Below are 12,701 nucleotides of genomic sequence, written 5' to 3'. Positions count from 1 at the left end.
CCAGACGCGTTGCCTTAGACCAGCGGCAGCTCGGTCAGACAGGTGGCGTTTGTGCTGCCAGCGGTGGACACGGTGGTCTTCGCGGTTTTGCCTTCGTAGCTGAATTCCAGATCCAGATTAATTCCACGCGGAACCCAGAGGCCAAGGAATCCATTGTCGAAGGTTTTTGCGCTCTTCTCCACCAGCACCTCGCCGGTGTCGGCGTCAGTTGCCTTCACCTGGACTTCCTCTCCCGCCAGCTCCCCCAGGCACGTGGTCAGGCTATGGAAGTGGCAGCTGTGAGTCCGGCTCACATAGGGTGCCGCCGAAAGGTAGTACTCATCTTCCGGCATCGGCAGAGCCGCGGTGCGTCCCGACGCATCGGTGAGCACCAGCTGGTCCGGCTGCACCGAGGCGGTGAAGTCGCCCGGCCGCTGCGCCACCGGCATCCGGTCGAGCCGATCGATCGCCGCCCTGGCGTCGAGCCCGGCCAGGCCAAGCTCCGCGAGGAACTGTCCGGTGTGCTCGGCCGCAACCACCGTAGGCTCGGGCGCCGCGGCGGGGGCCGGTGCAGTGCTGCACCCGGTCAACGCGGCCAGCGCGATTACCGAGCCGGCGGCCGCAATCCTGGCGCGGGTGCCTTTGCCGCCTGCGAATTTTTTGGGCACGGTCAATCCCAACCTCTCTGTCCTCAATTCCCGGCTACAGCGTTTCAAGCAGCTGCTTCATCTCATTGATTTCCTTGGTTTGGGAATCAACGATCTGCTTGGACAGGTCGATGGCCGCCGGGTAGCTTCCTTCATTGATCTCGGTCTCGGACATCACCACGGCACCTTCGTGATGCATGATCATCTGCTCAAGAAAGAGCCGGGCAGCTTCGGACCCCGTTGCGTCCTCTAAGGCCTTGATCTCATCTTCCGGAACCATCCCGTCGCCGTGGTCCATAGCCCCGTGATCCATCCCCTCGGGCATGTTCCATTCGGAAAGCCAGCGGTCCATGCGTTCGATCTCCGGGCTTTGCGCCGCCTTGATCCGTTCGGCCAGGGCCACCACCTCGGCGGGAACCCCGGACTTGTCCAGCAGGATCTCGGACATGTCGATCGCCTGTTCGTGGTGCATCTTCATGCCCGAGGCGAACGCCATATCGGCGTCATTGGCCGATGGGGACTGCTCCATGGAATGCCCGGAATGCGCTTCGGAAGCCGAGGCGCTCGGCGCCGGCGTGCTTGATGGTTCCCCCGCGCATCCGGTGAAGGCGAGCATTGCGCCCAGTGCGAGGGCGCTGGAAAAGAAGGTCTGCTTGTTCATGGGTGGTTCTCCTGATGAGTTCGGAACGTGAGCGGCGCCTGCCGGCGGCGGCGCCGGAACTAGCGGGCGGCAGGTCAAATGACCTGCCAAGCTCTCACGTTCGGCAAACCCCCAAGGCAGTCAGATCAGGTTTGTCCGGCGCGACCCCACGAAGCTTCGAAGCCGCGCACAAGGTCCGCAGGAACACCGTCCGGGCCACGGCTACGGTATGCGGTGGCCGCAAGAGCAGCAGCATGACCAGCAGCGCCAAAACGCAACCCGCGGCGGCCATCTCATGGCCCATCGGACAGTCGGCGCAGCCCTGCTCGGAGGGATGGCCCGGGTCCGCCAGCGGAGCATGATGCAGGTGCATGGCTGCTGCCGAATGCGGCTGCGCCGGCGGGGCCGGCGGGGCCGGGGAATCAGCCGAGAGTCCATGATTCATCACGTGCATCGAGAACAAACCGAAAAGCACCGCGCTGATCAGCAACAGCGAGCGGACTACGGCTAGGCGGGGGTAGTTACGCCCGCCGGCATTCGCCAGGTGCTTGCCGATGTTCATGAATCCCAGCTTAGCGATGCCAGCTCAAGGGCGCGAAACGTGACCGGATCAAGCTACAGGGCTGGATCTCTCCCGATGCTTCCAGCGAGCTAAGCTCCCCGAATCCATAACCAATTCGACGCCATCGCCAAGAGCCCGATCGGTAGCCCGCGCAGCATCACACCCAAAGGATCAAGAATTTAAGTTGCGCACAATTGAATTGCGTGCAATCATTATTTTATGGCAATAGTTGACGACATGGTGTGCTTCTCCCTCTACTCGGCGAGCCGGGCAACCACCCGGGCATACGCCGAGCTGCTCGCCCCGTGGCAGCTGACCTACACCCAGTACCTGGTGCTCGTTGCGCTGTGGTCCGAAGGCGATAAGCCGGTGCGCGAAATCGGCGAAATGCTCCAGCTGGACTCCGGGACCCTGTCCCCGCTGCTGCGCCGGCTGGAGCAGAAGGAATTCATAAAACGCCAGCGCGATGAGGAAGATAGCCGCGTCGTCAACGTCAGCCTGACCCCCGCCGGAACATCCCTGCGCAAAGAACTGGCACATATTCCGGCGCAAATTGCTTGCGGCACCGGACTCCCGGATCTCCAAAGCGCGCAGGCACTGCTGGCAGCCCTGCACCGCATCACCACCTCCATGCAGGAAATCTCTTCTCCGGATCAACCCTCCGGAGAATAACTACAAGTTTTCACCATCATCGAAAGGCAGTTCCATGGAAACCCTATACACCGCAGAATCCCTGTCCTCCGGCCAAGGCCGCGAAGGCCGCGTACAGACTCCCGATGGCAAGCTCGACCTGGCCCTGACCTCCCCGGCAGAACTGGGCGGCTCGGGAACCGGAACCAACCCGGAACAGCTTTTCGCCGCGGGCTACGCCGCCTGCTTCCACTCGGCATTGAACGTGGTGGCGCGCAGCCGCAAGGTCAAGATCGAGGACTCCAGCGTGGGCGGGCGAGTCCATTTGAACCGCGACGGCGAGAACGGATTCAAGCTGTCAGTTGAGCTCGAAGTCATCATTCCCGGCATGGAACCCGCACTGGCCCAGGAACTCGCCGATGCGGCCCATCAGGTCTGCCCCTACTCCAACGCCACCCGCGGCAACATCGATGTATTGGTGAGCGTCAGCGATGACTAAATCGCCGGCGGCAAAACCGCTGGGGTTCGCCCGGCACGGCGCACGCATTGGGCTCGGAGCATTCCTCGGCTTCGCCGGGGTCAGCCACCTGACCTTTGCCCGCGAGGAATTCCGCTCCCAGGTCCCGGACTTTGTCCCCTTGGATCCGGACCTGACGGTGATTCTCTCCGGCGTGGCCGAAATCGGGCTGGGGCTATCCTTGCTGGCGCTGCTCAAAAAGCGGGTAGCCGTGGGCTGGATTGCCGCACTCTTCTTCGTCGCGGTGTTCCCCGGCAATTTCGCGCAATGGCAGGAGGGACGCGACGCGTTCGGACTGGATACCGACGGGAAACGGCTCACCCGGCTGTTCTTCCAACCGGTGCTGATCGCGCTTGCGCTCTGGAGCACCGCCGCATGGCGCGATCGGGCGCAGCTCCGGTCCAAGGCATAGCTACAGCTGCCGTGGCGCAAAGCGAGGTATCCGGCGGTGAGCCGGATACCTCGCTTTGCGCTGTCTGCGCAACTGCGTTGGCAGGTTCCCAAGTGCCGACCGCGGCTAGGTGTCACGCCGCTTCAGCGCAAAATATCCGGTTCCGAGCAGGACCACGGTCCAGCCGATCAGCACCAGCAGCGCCGCCGGCGGCCCATAGGGCTCGGTGGCACCGGTGGCCATGAACGTCGCCGCGTTTGTCGGCAGGTATTGGGCCAGCGTCTGCACCCACTCGAACGGAATCAGCTGCAGGATCTGCGGAAGCCCGATCACCAGCATGATCGCCGAGACGATCGCTCCCGCCGAGTTCCGGCAGAGCAGCCCGAGGCCGAGCACCATCAAGCTCAATAGCGCCAGATAAGCACCGGCGCCCAGGCAAGCCGAGACCAGGTCGGAGAGAGCGAAGGCGCCGTACTGCCCCGCACTGAGCGCTGCCGGGATGGTGCCCAAGCCGATCATGGCCACCCCGGCACCAAAACTGAGCCCGGACAGCAGCAGCGCCTTGGCGCCGAGCATGACCGAGCGACGCGGTACCGCTTGCAAGGAGGTGGTGATGGTCCCGCTGGAGTACTCGTTGGTGATGTGCAGGGCGGCTGCGGCAGCGAAGAACAGCTGGCCGAATTGCAGGGTTGCGAAGACCATCAGCGGGGCTGGCATCGCCGTGTCGAAGCCATTGTCCCCGCTGGCTTTCGCGCTGGCGCCAAGCAGCCACCCGAAGGCGATGGTCAGCGCGATTCCCGAGGCATAGAGCCAGAGCAGCGAACGCAGCCCGAAGAATTTAGTGGCCTCGGCGCGGGCAGCCCGCAACAGCTCTCCGCCCAGGTATCCGGATGCGGATTCATTGATCTGCAGCGTGCTCATTTGCTTCCCGCTCCCCCTGCTAATTCGGCGGAGTATTCCACCGTGTCATGCGTCAATTGGTTATAGGCGTTTTCCAGCGATCCGTGGGCAATGCTCAGTTCATGCAGCTCGATGCCATGGGCGAAGGCCAGCGCGCCGATATTTTCCAGCGGCAGGCCGACGACCTCCAGCCGGTCCTCGGCGGCGTTCAGCTCGATGCCCGGTTGCCGCAGGAGCCCGGCGAGCGCGGCGAGCTGCGGCGAGCGCACCGTGATGACCTGCTGGGTGAATTGCCTGATCAACTCCCCGGTAGGTGCTTGGGCGATCAGCTCCCCGCGGCCTATCAGGATCAGCTGGTCCGCCACCTGCTGCACCTCGCTCATCAGGTGGCTTGAGACGAAGACGGTCCCGCCGCGCTCCGCCCGGGTGCGCACCAGCTGCCTGATCCAGCCGATGCCCTCGGCGTCCAGTCCGTTCATCGGCTCGTCCAGGACCAGGATATGAGGATCGCCCAGCAGCGCCGCGGCGATCCCCAGGCGCTGGCGCATGCCCAGGGAGAACCCTCCGATCCGCTTGGCGGCCACCGACTGCAAGCCGACTTCGGCCAGCACCTCATCCACCCGGGATGCCGGGATCCGATTGCTTTGCGCCAGGGCCTTCAGGAAGGTGCGCGGGGTGTGCCCGGGGTGCCCCGCCGTGCCGGAGATGTGCGCACCTACCGCATGCAGCGGGTAGCGCAGCTGCGCGTAGGGAACCGAGTTGACCAGTGCCTGCCCGCTGCTTGGCGCGTCCAATCCGAGGATCATGCGCATGGTGGTCGATTTGCCGGCCCCGTTGGGTCCGAGGAATCCGGTCACTTGCCCGGGTTCTATGGTTGCGGTCAGCGCATTGACTGCGCGGGTGGCGCCGAAGTCCTTGCTCAATGCTTCGAGTGTGATCATGGTGTGCTCCTTGGGTTCTGTTCCAACCCTAGGAATTTGCGCAGGCGAGCACACCGGCCATACGTCCGCACTGTGGTGCCGGCGATCCCCTACCTTGGTCGGTGTTCGGCTGCGCCCTCGCTGAGTAGCATGTTGTTCATGACTACCTCGTGGAAGCAGCCGCTCCTGTTGATGTTGCTGGCTCTCTGCGCCTATTTGGTCCCCATCTCCACGAACGGGGCCTGGGTTGTGCTCGCTCCCCTGGCCGCGGCCTGCAGCTACCTGGCCGGACGGCATGTTTCCTCCCTGGCCCATGGATTACTGGCCCTTGGGTCGGGGACGCTAGCCGCCGGGGTGACACTGGCGCTGTCCTCCCACCTGAGCCGGCTGACCTTTGCGCTGAATATCCTCACCGGCCTGGTGCTCTTTGCGCTGCTGCCCTGGTGGGCCGGCCGGGCGCGGCGCAATGCGGTGCTGTTCCGAAGCCAGGAACGCCGGCATGTGGTGGTGCAGGCCGAGCTGCGCGAACGGGCACGCATTGCCGAGGCCATGCATGATCAGCTGGGCCACGATCTGGCGCTGCTGGCACTGTCCACCGGCGGGTTGCAGGTAACCCTGGAAAAGGGCACGGAAGCCCATGCACAGGCGGCGCGGATCCGAGAGCAGGCCGATGAGTCCATCGAGCATCTGCACCAGATCATCGGGGTGCTGCACGAGGAAGGCGACCAAGCACCGCTGGGTCCGGCAGATTCATCGCTGGAGCAGCTGGTCGAGCAGGCCCGGGCCAAGGGCATGAAGATCAATTTCACCCGGCATGGCCCACCACCGCAGGCCCCCGGATCCCTCCGGTGGGCCGCCGTGCTGCGCCAAGTAGCCCAGGAGGCGTTGACCAATGCGGCGAAGTACGCGCCGCACACCGAGGTGGAGCTGGAACTCGATACGCGCTCGGAGCAGGCGGTGCTGAGAATTTCCAATCAGCTCGCTGGCCCCGTCCCGCCGGTCCGGCCCGGGGCCACCGGGATCGCTTCGCTGCGCGGCGCCCTCGAAGCCGCCGGCGGTTCGCTGGCGGTGCACCGCACGAAGGAGCGCTTCGAACTGCGCGCTTCCATTCCCCAGGCACCCTCGCCCCCGGCGCCTGCCGGGGTGCGCTCTCCGGTGAAGCGCACCAGCACCTCGATGCTGGTGCTGTTGCCGGTCCTCGCCGTCACGGTGATTGCCGCGGCCCTGCTGCTGTTGCAGCATGCCACCTACCAAGCCACCGCCCTGCACCCGTCGGAGTACCAGAAGCTCAAAGTGGGCATGGACTCGGGCGAGGTTGCTTCGCTGGTCCGCGCCCCGGGCCTGGATGAGCCGCTGCCCGTGATCGACGAGCCGGCAGCGCCCGAGAATGCGCAGTGCCGCTACTATGCGGCGCGGACCGGCCTGCTGGATCTGGGCAGCGAGATGTTCCGCCTGTGCTTCACCGATGACGTGCTGGTATCCACCGACCACCTCTACCCCGCCGGCTAGCCAAAGGAGCTGCAGATGAGCATGGATACCCCCGTCAGCGTCCTGCTGGTGGATGACGACGCGCTAATCCGCGCCGGGCTGCGCGCGATCCTCGCCAGCGACCCAGGCATCTCGATTATCGGCGAAGCCGAGAACGGGGTGCGCGCCATCGAACTGGCCGCACGCCTGGACCCATCGGTGATCCTCATGGATATCCGCATGCCGCAGCTCGATGGGCTGGGCGCCATGGAAGCGATCCTGGCCCAGGCCCCGGAGGCCAAGGTGCTGATCCTGACCACCTTCGGCGAGGAGGACTACATCGACCGGGCCATGTCCGGCGGAGCCTGCGGATTCATGCTCAAAAGCTCGGGGCCCGAGGAACTGCTCGGCGCGATCCATGCGGTGGCCGAGGGCGCCGCGGCGCTCTCCCCGCGCATTGCCCGGCGGGTGATCGACAAGGTGCGCGGCATCGATACCGCCTCGCTGACCCGCGCCCTGTCCTTGGTCCAAGGATTGACCGTGCGCGAACGCGAGGTCCTGGCGCTGGTGGGAGCGAGCCTGACCAACGCGGAGATCGCCGCCCGGCTGGTGCTCACCGAGGCGACGGTCAAGGGGCATATGACCGCAATCCTGCTCAAACTCGGCGCGCGCAACCGCGTGGATGCCGCGCTGATTGCCTATCGCGCGGGGCTGGTCCACCCGTAGCGGCTCACGACATGCTTCGCATGCTGCCGGCAGGGGCGGAGAATGTTGAACGCACCGCTCATCCCAAAAGGTGGCTTTTCACGACGCAGCAGCCCGTTGATCTCATCGCAGCACGCGGCCTTCTCGACACGTTCATCGAAACTGAGTTCGTCGAGGTTGCGGCAGGGATTTAAACGCCATCAGATGACATGACAACAATGGTCGACCCATATTCAAGCATGCCGAAGAGGAGCTATCCGAATTCAGGCCATTGGTCGTTCATCCGTTCTGGAAGACCAGGGATGAAGGCCCGCCGGCTTTCCCAGAACTGATCAGGTTCGTGCCAGTTATCCCTATACCGTCCGTCCGCATTATCGGGATTCCCTTGACAAACCAAGTGGATTCCCAGCGAGGCTGAACCACCCCGCGAAACGCCTTCGCTGTTGGCACTTGCAGCTGGTCCGAGGATCCCTAGCTGACATCGGCGGAAGTTCGGCCAGAGAAAACTCGTAGGACGTCATGGATAGATCATTCCTGCAACCCAGCGCGCCGAGCAGCGACCGGTGGAAGCTGCCCGTCCATCCAGTGCTGCTGCTACTTAGGGCGGGACCGGTAGTGTCCTGGGACGTACCTGCCTGCGCGGTGGTGGGCTTTGATCCACACCTGTCCGGTTTTCGGCTGGCCGGAATCTCCGGGTTCTCCAGCCGCTTCCCCGAGGCTGATGGCAGTGGGTGGCGAAATGTCTTTGAGGCCCGCGACTCGGTTGCGGTTCGAGCCCTCGAAGGCGCGGTGCATTGATTCGGCCGCGTCGGCCTCGGCACCGAGCCTGATCGCCTCCTCGGCCCAATGGGAGACAGCTTCATTGATCTGGCGCAGGCGCGTGACGGCCTCGGTACGGGTGAGCCGGAACGAGTCAAGGTGGTCCAGCAGTTCGAGTACGTTCCGGTCGAATGTATCCCCACCCGGCACGAGAGGAGTGTCGGAGGTGCCTGTCCGCATGGGATTCACGTCGAATGACGGCGACAACCTCCAGCCCCTGCCAATCTTGAGCAGGCCGTGATTTCGCATGTGGTCATCGATATTGTTGACCATGGCGCCGAACGCTGCTCGGCTGAACATCTCCTTGGAATCTGCCACGGGGTTGGATGAGAGCATCGAAATTTCACGGGCAAGCTTGACATAGCTTGGGTGCTCGCCGTCGCTTAGCTGGAGGGCCGTGCGTGCACTCATGTACGGTATGCGCTCATCGCCCGTCCTGTCGAAACGCTTGGTGAGGAAGATCTGGTGGTATTCATCCAGCCTCATCAGCCGGGAAGGTTGGACCTCGATTCCAGCTCGCTGCTGCAGGCGTATCGCTACCATTTCCCAGAGCTGGACATTGCCCAGGTCCGAGGTCTTTGGGAATTTGGCGAGCAACATCGACCCATCCGCGTCGCGAACCCAAGCTTTTGGCTGAGCACCTCCAGGAGATGATCCAGCCCCGATGAGCAAGCTGTTTTGCTCGTCTATGTACCCGGTCTCCTCGTAAGCGCGTGACTGTTCGGCAAGCTCTGGCAGGTCGCGAACACCCGCCCATTGTCCCCAGCTAGAGAGGAATTTTCCGTTTTCCCGGAACCGCAGTGCGCCTTGCCTCGTCTGGTCGTTGACCATGAAGAGCCGGGATATCTGCGTATTCCTCGGTGCTGGTACGCCAGTTGCCTTGGAATGCAGCCGTGCCTCCTCATGGAGGAGTCGCTGACCCCATGCATCCGGTGCAGCATCCATGAACGAGCCGAACATCTCCCGTCCCAAGGTGGGGCGCTGCGGCCCCTTGATCAACGGAAGTTCGGGCGAAATAGCGAAGGAGCAGTCAGAGGCAAGCCAGGAGTCGGAGTACGTGAAGGCTATATGCTCCAGTGGTGAGAAGGCATCGGACTCGATCGTCAAAGTGCCCGTTGCAGTCTCGCCAGTCAGTACCTCGACACGCCTGATTTTTATGCGGTTCCGCGGGCTCATGAACTCCCCCTTGGTGCACGCTGGCGACTAAGCAGTCGTGATCTGGCACGACCCAAGTCGGTGTTGAGTGGCTCTACAGCATCATTTATACGGTCGACAATGCCGAGAACCTTGGCGACTACAAGGAAGGTTTCGAGTTTTGCTCCTGCGCCTTGTTCTAGTTTGATCAGCGTGCTCCTGGAGATGCCGGCCCGCTCGGCAACCAGTTCTTGAGTCAACCCAAGAATAATGCGCCATTCCTGCAGGCTTGCACCGAGCTTTTGAGCCTCAAGCATTCAAGCTCCTAATGTAGCTACTTATAAACATTATCTCATACAGTGAGGGCAAATAGCTACATTGCGATGCCTAGAATTCACCTCATCACCAACTAACGAATGAGGCTCGGCCCAAGCTTCAGCCGACGATCCCGATGGCACGCAACGATGCAATGGGCGGGTTGGCCACTACCGAGGTTCGGAAATGCGGGCCACGGATCCCCGGTCAACACGCCACCCACCACCGCGACCCGCACTCGCCGGCAACTACCAAGCATTCAATCCGCATAGGGTGGCACTGCTTCGAATGCGCAATTTTCCGAACTCTCGCACAGGCGCGTGTCCGACGCCACACTCCACCTCAGGGAATATTTGACGCATCAACTTGTTATTACATGCATACGCATATAAATTAGAGGTAAGCACACAGCCTATCTCGACAACTTAGGAGCGGACATGCAATTCGGAGTCTTTTCAGTCAGCGACATCACCCGCGACCCGACCACCGGCAAGATGCCTACCGAAAAAGAGCGCATCGACGCTTCGGTAGCCATCGCCAAGAAGGTCGAAGAGATCGGCATGGATGTCTTCGCCATCGGCGAGCACCACAACCGCCCATTCTTCTCCTCCTCGCCCACCACCACGCTGGCCTACATCGCCGCGCAGACCGAACGCATCATCCTCTCCACGGCGACCACGCTGATCACCACGAACGACCCGGTGAAGATCGCCGAGGACTTCGCGATGCTGCAGAACCTGTCCAACGGACGCGTGGATCTGGTCCTGGGCCGCGGTAACACCGGTCCGGTCTACCCATGGTTCGGCAAGAACATGCAGGACTCGGTGAACCTCACCGTGGAGAACTACAACCTGCTGCGCCGCCTCTGGGATGAAGACGTGGTGAACTGGGAAGGCAAATTCCGCACCCCGCTGCAGAACTTCACCTCCACCCCGCGCCCGCTGGACGACGTGGCGCCGTTCGTCTGGCACGGCTCGATCCGCACCCCGCAGGTGGCAGAGATCGCCGCCTACTACGGGGACGGCTTCTTCGCCAACAACATCTTCTGGCCCAAGGAGCACTACAAGCAGCTGATCGACCTCTACCGCGAGCGCTACGAGCACTACGGCCACGGCAAGGCGCACCAGGCGGTCGTGGGCTTGGGCGGCCAGTTCTACATGGCCAAGGATTCCCAGCAGGCGGTCAAGGAATTCCGTCCGTACTTCGACAACGCCCCGGTCTACGGACATGGCCCGTCCATGGAGGACTTCACCGCGCAGACCCCGCTCACCGTCGGCTCCCCGCAGCAGGTATTGGAGAAGACCCTGAGCTTCCAGGAGTACTTCGGCGACTACCAGCGCCAGCTGTTCCTCATCGACCATGCCGGGTTGCCGCTGAAGACCGTGCTGAACCAGCTGGATATGTTCGGCGAGTACGTGCTGCCGGAGCTGAAAAAGGAAATGGCATCGCGGGCGGCCCCGGATATCGCCGATGCCCCAACCCACGTGGGCCGCGTGGCTGCCCGCAAGGCTAAACTGGAAGCCGAGCAAGCCAACGCCCCGAAGGAGCCAGAAGTCAGTGACCGGGACCAGTAGCACCCAGGCCTCGTTGAAGGTCACCACCGACGCGTGGGAGGCGCTGTTCCGGGCGCAGGTCGCGGTGATGCGCCAGATCACCGCGATGCCCGAATTCGCCAAGCTCTCCATCCGGGAGTACGACGTGTTGTTCAACCTGCGCCACGCACCGGAGAACGAGACCCGACTGGTGGATTTGAATAAGCACCTGCTGATCTCCCAGCCCAGCCTGAGCCGGATGATCACCCGCCTCGAAGAGCGCGGGCTGGTCTCCCGGTGCACCGATCCCACCGATCAGCGGGCAAGCCGGATCAGGCTCACCGAAGCAGGCCTGGCCACGCAGCGGGACATCGGCCGGGCCCACGTCAAACAGCTGCACCAGCTGATGGGCGAGGCGTTGAGCGAGGAAGAATTCATCGAGCTCCAGCGGCTGAGCACCAAACTGCGCAACGCGGTGGAGTAAGGACTACAGGTTCATGCCAAAAGGGCTGCCAGGGTTGCACTGGCAGCCCTTTTGGCATAGTCAATCGGTTCTCGCAGCCGGCAGCAACGACGGATCGCGGCCAAGCCCAGCATTCATCGAGAAGTGAATTCCCGGCGACGATTTGCCCAACCGGAACACCTCCCCCTGTATCTGCAGGCCCGATCCGGTATCGTCTGTGGCAGCAACCAACTGACGTGCAGGAGTTCTCATGAACATCGCAACGCACCTTCTCATCCACCGCTATCTTCCGGGCAGCGGCCCGCAACCGCCGAGCGAAGAGTTCGATGCGGAAATGCTCCAGTGGGAATCGCTGGATGCCCAATTGCGCTCCGAAGACATCCTGATCTCGGCCTACGCCCTCCAGGACCGCGGCTCGGTGTGCTCGCAGGAAACCAACGCCGAGTTGGATACCGACGCGGAGATCGTCTTCGCCGTGCACGCGATCAAGGTCTCCGGTGAACTGCAGGCCCAGGAAATTGCCCGGCGCATGCCGCATCTGCCCTACGGGAGCGTGGAGATCCGGCCGTTGATGGAGTAGCCGCGTCTACTTGTAGAAGCCCTCGCGCAGGTTGATTCCATGCTCCAGCCAGACCTTCATCGCGCAGAGCATCCCGGTCCAGCCCTCGCAATTGCCGAAGGCCCCGGTGAGCCCCTGCGGCGAGGAGAGCCATCCCGACTCGGTGATCTTCACCTTGGTTCGCGCATCACCGTCGATCGACTCGAATTCGAAGGTAACGGTGTTCAATCCGTCATCCGCAGCGACGCCCTCGCCCGCCCATTTCAGCACAATGCGCTCGTCCGGGATGGCCTCGAGCACCTGCACCGGGAAGCGGCCCGGGAAATCGTGGAAATCCCAGCTGACTTCGGCACCGGTTTCCAAGCGTCCCTGCGCACCTCCGGTGGTGAAGTAGGCGGAGAGTTTTTCCGGATCCGCCACGGCTTCATAGACCTCGTGGCACGAGGTGGAGATGCGGCCGGTAACGTCGAAGGACAGCGGTTCAGAGGGCAGATTAGTTTCCATACTGCATCCTTACCCCG

At 63.0% G+C, this 12,701-nt stretch carries 17 protein-coding genes; 9 read left to right on the top strand and 8 right to left on the bottom strand.

Going from position 1 to position 12,701, the window contains the following annotated elements; genetic code table 11:
* Window positions 1-14: 14 nt before the first annotated feature.
* The 3 genes from ACT3UA_RS03255 to ACT3UA_RS03245 all read right to left on the bottom strand — a co-directional run bounded on the left by ACT3UA_RS03255 (window position 15) and on the right by ACT3UA_RS03245 (window position 1,828).
* A complete protein-coding gene (locus ACT3UA_RS03255; RefSeq protein ID WP_444615513.1) occupies window positions 15-647 on the bottom strand; it encodes a CueP family metal-binding protein in 633 nt (210 codons plus the stop codon).
* 34 nt (window positions 648-681) lie between these two features.
* Window positions 682-1,287: a DUF305 domain-containing protein gene (locus tag ACT3UA_RS03250; RefSeq protein WP_444615512.1), complete on the bottom strand. Its 606-nt coding sequence runs from the start codon at window positions 1,285-1,287 to the stop codon at window positions 682-684.
* A 94-nt stretch (window positions 1,288-1,381) separates the two neighbouring features.
* The gene (locus tag ACT3UA_RS03245) at window positions 1,382-1,828 is read right to left on the bottom strand and encodes a hypothetical protein (RefSeq protein ID WP_444615511.1); all 447 of its coding nucleotides are present in this window, start codon (window positions 1,826-1,828) and stop codon (window positions 1,382-1,384) included.
* A gap of 219 nt (window positions 1,829-2,047) precedes the next feature.
* Between ACT3UA_RS03245 and ACT3UA_RS03240 the strand changes: the two genes are divergently transcribed.
* From ACT3UA_RS03240 to ACT3UA_RS03230, 3 genes are read left to right on the top strand one after another with little or no spacing between them, the layout of a single operon-like run.
* The gene (locus tag ACT3UA_RS03240; protein ID WP_444615510.1) at window positions 2,048-2,500 is read left to right on the top strand and encodes a MarR family winged helix-turn-helix transcriptional regulator; all 453 of its coding nucleotides are present in this window, start codon (window positions 2,048-2,050) and stop codon (window positions 2,498-2,500) included.
* A gap of 34 nt (window positions 2,501-2,534) precedes the next feature.
* Window positions 2,535-2,957: an organic hydroperoxide resistance protein gene (locus ACT3UA_RS03235; RefSeq protein ID WP_444615508.1), complete on the top strand. Its 423-nt coding sequence runs from the start codon at window positions 2,535-2,537 to the stop codon at window positions 2,955-2,957.
* Complete coding sequence (locus tag ACT3UA_RS03230; RefSeq protein WP_105570171.1) at window positions 2,950-3,387, top strand: DoxX family protein; 438 nt, start codon at window positions 2,950-2,952, stop codon at window positions 3,385-3,387. The genes ACT3UA_RS03235 and ACT3UA_RS03230 overlap by 8 nt, the downstream gene beginning before the upstream one ends.
* Before the next feature lie 105 nt (window positions 3,388-3,492).
* Here the strand turns inward: ACT3UA_RS03230 and ACT3UA_RS03225 are convergent, their stop codons facing one another.
* Window positions 3,493-4,287 carry a hypothetical protein gene (locus ACT3UA_RS03225; RefSeq protein ID WP_444615507.1) on the bottom strand — a complete coding sequence of 265 codons (795 nt, stop codon included), beginning with the start codon at window positions 4,285-4,287 and terminating at the stop codon, window positions 3,493-3,495.
* A complete protein-coding gene (locus ACT3UA_RS03220; RefSeq protein ID WP_444615506.1) occupies window positions 4,284-5,207 on the bottom strand; it encodes an ATP-binding cassette domain-containing protein in 924 nt (307 codons plus the stop codon). Before ACT3UA_RS03220 ends, ACT3UA_RS03225 begins: the two co-directional genes overlap by 4 nt.
* 138 nt (window positions 5,208-5,345) lie before the next feature.
* Between ACT3UA_RS03220 and ACT3UA_RS03215 the strand changes: the two genes are divergently transcribed.
* From ACT3UA_RS03215 to ACT3UA_RS03205, 3 genes are read left to right on the top strand one after another with little or no spacing between them, the layout of a single operon-like run.
* Window positions 5,346-6,695 (top strand): sensor histidine kinase, encoded by a 1,350-nt coding sequence (locus tag ACT3UA_RS03215; protein ID WP_444615505.1) that lies wholly within the window; start codon window positions 5,346-5,348, stop codon window positions 6,693-6,695.
* A 15-nt stretch (window positions 6,696-6,710) separates the two neighbouring features.
* On the top strand, window positions 6,711-7,379 hold the full coding sequence (locus ACT3UA_RS03210; protein ID WP_096288562.1) for a response regulator: 669 nt from the start codon (window positions 6,711-6,713) through the stop codon (window positions 7,377-7,379).
* An 11-nt stretch (window positions 7,380-7,390) separates the two neighbouring features.
* Complete coding sequence (locus tag ACT3UA_RS03205; RefSeq protein ID WP_176484280.1) at window positions 7,391-7,552, top strand: hypothetical protein; 162 nt, start codon at window positions 7,391-7,393, stop codon at window positions 7,550-7,552.
* Window positions 7,553-7,952: 400 nt separating this feature from the next.
* On the opposite strand, the gene ACT3UA_RS03200 is transcribed toward ACT3UA_RS03205, so the two are convergent.
* Both ACT3UA_RS03200 and ACT3UA_RS03195 read right to left on the bottom strand, forming a co-directional pair.
* Window positions 7,953-9,353 carry a type II toxin-antitoxin system HipA family toxin gene (locus ACT3UA_RS03200; RefSeq protein ID WP_096288559.1) on the bottom strand — a complete coding sequence of 467 codons (1,401 nt, stop codon included), beginning with the start codon at window positions 9,351-9,353 and terminating at the stop codon, window positions 7,953-7,955.
* Window positions 9,350-9,628: a helix-turn-helix transcriptional regulator gene (locus ACT3UA_RS03195; protein ID WP_096288557.1), complete on the bottom strand. Its 279-nt coding sequence runs from the start codon at window positions 9,626-9,628 to the stop codon at window positions 9,350-9,352. The genes ACT3UA_RS03200 and ACT3UA_RS03195 overlap by 4 nt, the downstream gene beginning before the upstream one ends.
* A gap of 435 nt (window positions 9,629-10,063) precedes the next feature.
* On the opposite strand from ACT3UA_RS03195, the gene ACT3UA_RS03190 reads away from it, so the two are divergent.
* The 3 genes from ACT3UA_RS03190 (at window position 10,064) to ACT3UA_RS03180 (ending at window position 12,201) form a co-directional block, all read left to right on the top strand.
* Complete coding sequence (locus ACT3UA_RS03190; protein WP_105554397.1) at window positions 10,064-11,200, top strand: LLM class flavin-dependent oxidoreductase; 1,137 nt, start codon at window positions 10,064-10,066, stop codon at window positions 11,198-11,200.
* The gene (locus tag ACT3UA_RS03185; RefSeq protein ID WP_096288552.1) at window positions 11,184-11,642 is read left to right on the top strand and encodes a MarR family winged helix-turn-helix transcriptional regulator; all 459 of its coding nucleotides are present in this window, start codon (window positions 11,184-11,186) and stop codon (window positions 11,640-11,642) included. Before ACT3UA_RS03190 ends, ACT3UA_RS03185 begins: the two co-directional genes overlap by 17 nt.
* Window positions 11,643-11,871: 229 nt before the next feature.
* A complete protein-coding gene (locus ACT3UA_RS03180; RefSeq protein WP_096288549.1) occupies window positions 11,872-12,201 on the top strand; it encodes a hypothetical protein in 330 nt (109 codons plus the stop codon).
* A gap of 6 nt (window positions 12,202-12,207) precedes the next feature.
* Here the strand turns inward: ACT3UA_RS03180 and ACT3UA_RS03175 are convergent, their stop codons facing one another.
* Complete coding sequence (locus tag ACT3UA_RS03175) at window positions 12,208-12,684, bottom strand: SRPBCC domain-containing protein (RefSeq protein WP_096288546.1); 477 nt, start codon at window positions 12,682-12,684, stop codon at window positions 12,208-12,210.
* Window positions 12,685-12,701: the final 17 nt, after the last annotated feature.

This window comes from Glutamicibacter sp. 363 (genome assembly GCF_052379505.1).
Classification (GTDB): Bacteria; Actinomycetota; Actinomycetes; order Actinomycetales; family Micrococcaceae; genus Glutamicibacter.
Note: the sequence above shows the minus strand (reverse complement) of the source record. Positions and strands in the feature narration are given on the sequence as shown.

Bases quoted from the DNA above. Each gene is read 5' to 3' on its own strand.
- ACT3UA_RS03205 (WP_176484280.1), top strand. From the start codon at position 7,391: ATGCTTCGCATGCTGCCGGCAGGGGCGGAGAATGTTGAACGCACCGCT.
- ACT3UA_RS03215 (WP_444615505.1), top strand. From the start codon at position 5,346: ATGACTACCTCGTGGAAGCAGCCGCTCCTGTTGATGTTGCTGGCTCTC.
- ACT3UA_RS03245 (WP_444615511.1), bottom strand. From the start codon at position 1,828: ATGAACATCGGCAAGCACCTGGCGAATGCCGGCGGGCGTAACTACCCC.
- ACT3UA_RS03200 (WP_096288559.1), bottom strand. From the start codon at position 9,353: ATGAGCCCGCGGAACCGCATAAAAATCAGGCGTGTCGAGGTACTGACT.
- ACT3UA_RS03225 (WP_444615507.1), bottom strand. From the start codon at position 4,287: ATGAGCACGCTGCAGATCAATGAATCCGCATCCGGATACCTGGGCGGA.
- ACT3UA_RS03230 (WP_105570171.1), top strand. From the start codon at position 2,950: ATGACTAAATCGCCGGCGGCAAAACCGCTGGGGTTCGCCCGGCACGGC.
- ACT3UA_RS03210 (WP_096288562.1), top strand. From the start codon at position 6,711: ATGAGCATGGATACCCCCGTCAGCGTCCTGCTGGTGGATGACGACGCG.
- ACT3UA_RS03180 (WP_096288549.1), top strand. From the start codon at position 11,872: ATGAACATCGCAACGCACCTTCTCATCCACCGCTATCTTCCGGGCAGC.
- ACT3UA_RS03220 (WP_444615506.1), bottom strand. From the start codon at position 5,207: ATGATCACACTCGAAGCATTGAGCAAGGACTTCGGCGCCACCCGCGCA.
- ACT3UA_RS03190 (WP_105554397.1), top strand. From the start codon at position 10,064: ATGCAATTCGGAGTCTTTTCAGTCAGCGACATCACCCGCGACCCGACC.
- ACT3UA_RS03250 (WP_444615512.1), bottom strand. From the start codon at position 1,287: ATGAACAAGCAGACCTTCTTTTCCAGCGCCCTCGCACTGGGCGCAATG.
- ACT3UA_RS03195 (WP_096288557.1), bottom strand. From the start codon at position 9,628: ATGCTTGAGGCTCAAAAGCTCGGTGCAAGCCTGCAGGAATGGCGCATT.
- ACT3UA_RS03240 (WP_444615510.1), top strand. From the start codon at position 2,048: ATGGCAATAGTTGACGACATGGTGTGCTTCTCCCTCTACTCGGCGAGC.
- ACT3UA_RS03175 (WP_096288546.1), bottom strand. From the start codon at position 12,684: ATGGAAACTAATCTGCCCTCTGAACCGCTGTCCTTCGACGTTACCGGC.
- ACT3UA_RS03235 (WP_444615508.1), top strand. From the start codon at position 2,535: ATGGAAACCCTATACACCGCAGAATCCCTGTCCTCCGGCCAAGGCCGC.